3 protein-coding genes and 1 pseudogene are annotated in these 2000 nt (G+C 43.5%); all 4 read left to right on the top strand.

Features of this window, described 5'->3' with window-relative positions; genetic code table 11:
• Positions 1 to 390: pseudogene (locus ACFIK6_RS09580) on the top strand (phage baseplate assembly protein V); the annotation flags it as partial.
• A complete protein-coding gene (locus tag ACFIK6_RS09575) occupies positions 387 to 728 on the top strand; it encodes a GPW/gp25 family protein (protein WP_273783903.1) in 342 nt (113 codons plus the stop codon). The pseudogene ACFIK6_RS09580 and the gene ACFIK6_RS09575, both read left to right, overlap by 4 nt.
• Positions 725 to 1552, top strand: a complete 828-nt coding sequence (locus ACFIK6_RS09570; protein ID WP_375677595.1) for a baseplate J/gp47 family protein — start codon at positions 725 to 727, stop codon at positions 1550 to 1552. The genes ACFIK6_RS09575 and ACFIK6_RS09570 overlap by 4 nt, the downstream gene beginning before the upstream one ends.
• Positions 1552 to 2000, top strand: a 449-nt coding sequence (locus ACFIK6_RS09565) for a phage tail protein (protein WP_375677594.1), incomplete at its 3' end; no start/stop codon positions are given. The genes ACFIK6_RS09570 and ACFIK6_RS09565, both read left to right, overlap by 1 nt.

Here is a 2000-nt window from a genome sequence, read left to right as displayed (position 1 = left end):
CACCGAACGATATACCCTGATGGAACCAGCCTTGAATATGATGATGAACAAAACACTTATGGAATTCACATCAAATCCGGTGGAAAATTTATCCTGACAATCGCTGATGGTGTGTCACTAAAAGGTGATGGTGGCAAGCTAGAGCTTACGGCACCGGAAGGTATAAAGATTGTTTCAGAAAGCGATATAAATTTAAACGCAAAGGGCGGCATTTCTTTGAAGGCAGGTGGTAGCGTTTCACTGAATTCGAATGATAGTCTCTCTCTTCATTCTGGGAATAATGTTTCCATTCACTCAAGTGGACTAAAGCATAACGGCACCAATATTGGAAACAGCCATGTTCATGGTGGTGTTTCCCCTGGCGGTTCTATGACAGGAGGTCCCAATTGAACAGTGGAATGGACCGCACAACTGGAAAGCCATTAACCGGCATTGATCATTTGCGCCAATCAATCCTTGATATTTTGTCAACACGGATTGGTTCGCGTGTAATGCGGCGTGATTATGGTTCACGTGTTGCTGAACTTATTGATGCACCGGTTAATAATGCTTTTGCTGTTGCTCTTTATGCTGCTGTTGCTGAGGCTGTAGACAAGTGGGAACCGCGTTTTAAACTGAAAAAAATTGATTTTAAAATGGTTGAGGCTGGACAAGTTTCTTTGTCCTTTGAAGGCATTTATTTGCCATCCGGCAAGCCCATTACCATGGAAGGATTATTGATAAAATGAATGGAGTGCTTGCAAAACCCGAAATCATCACAGAACTTTCTTTTGAGGAAATACGCGCTGCTGCTCTTGCCCATTTAAAAGAGCTTTTGCCGGAATATACCATTCTTGAAAGTGATCCGGCTGTAAAAGTCATTGAGGCTTTTAGCTATCGAGAGTTGCTTTTAAGACAGCGTATTAACGAAGCGGCACGCAACAACATTCTTGATTTTGCAACCGGTGAATCTCTTGATGCTTTAGGAAACTGGCATGGTCTTGCCCGCATGGAGGGTGAAAGTGACGAGAGATATCGTGAACGTATAGAGCTTCATGCCCGTGGTGGCAATGGTAGCGGGACAGAGCCCTATTACAAGCTTATCGCTCTCTCAAGCGATAGTCGTGTTAAGGATGCGATTGTTTACCGTAAAGGCAAAGACCCAACTATCTATGTTGCTCTTTTTGGCAACAATGAAGAAGGAACAGCCTCTGAAGATCTCATACAAACAGTCTCAGAAGCTCTGCACAGAAAAAATATCATCATGACCAATGATACAATCATTGTTCACGCTGCTGTCAAAAAAGTGCTGGATTTAGAAGCAGATGTTTGGCTGTTACCAGAAACATCTTTGAAAATTCTCACAACAATGGAAACAAATTTAAGAGCAGCATGGAGACAAGAACAAGCCATTGGTCGTGAATTAAGTTTGTCGTGGTGGATTTCAAAACTCATGATTTCTGGTGTCCAAAAAGTGATCGCCATTACACCAACAAGGGACAGTACAGTTTGTGATGAAGAAGTTTTATCGATTGGAAAAATCACCTTAAACTTCAAAGGGCGTGCGCGCTAATGGTTGGTTCCCTCCTTCCCACAAACGCAACAGAATTTGAAAAGCGCCTTGCTGATGCTTGCGATTTTCATCAAGATATTGATGGTTCTGTTTTGGGGATTTCACGCGCAAAACTGATCACACGCCCTCCCCGTTTCTTGCCGTGGTTGATTGAAGAATACGGGCTTGGAGAGCTTACGCCTTATGTTCCAAACCTTTATGATTTAATTGATCAAGGGCTTGCATGGCAGAGGATACGTGGCTCTCTTGCGGCAATAGAGATGGGTTTGAGATGGCTAGAGATTTCGGCACGCTTTCAACCCGCATGGACGGGGCGCGCATGGTGGAATTCCTTTCAACTTTACTTTGATCAGTTGCCTGAACGAACACAGCTTGAAGCTATTGAAGCAATCACTGACCTTTCCAAAAGTTTGCGCTCTGATTTTCGCCGTGGGACCTATGGTTATGA

The organism is Bartonella sp. AS69XJJH (assembly GCF_042195585.1).
Lineage (GTDB): Bacteria > Pseudomonadota > Alphaproteobacteria > Rhizobiales > Rhizobiaceae > Bartonella.
Note: the sequence above shows the minus strand (reverse complement) of the source record. Positions and strands in the feature narration are given on the sequence as shown.

Bases quoted from the DNA above. Each gene is read 5' to 3' on its own strand.
- ACFIK6_RS09570 (WP_375677595.1), top strand. From the start codon at position 725: ATGAATGGAGTGCTTGCAAAACCCGAAATCATCACAGAACTTTCTTTT.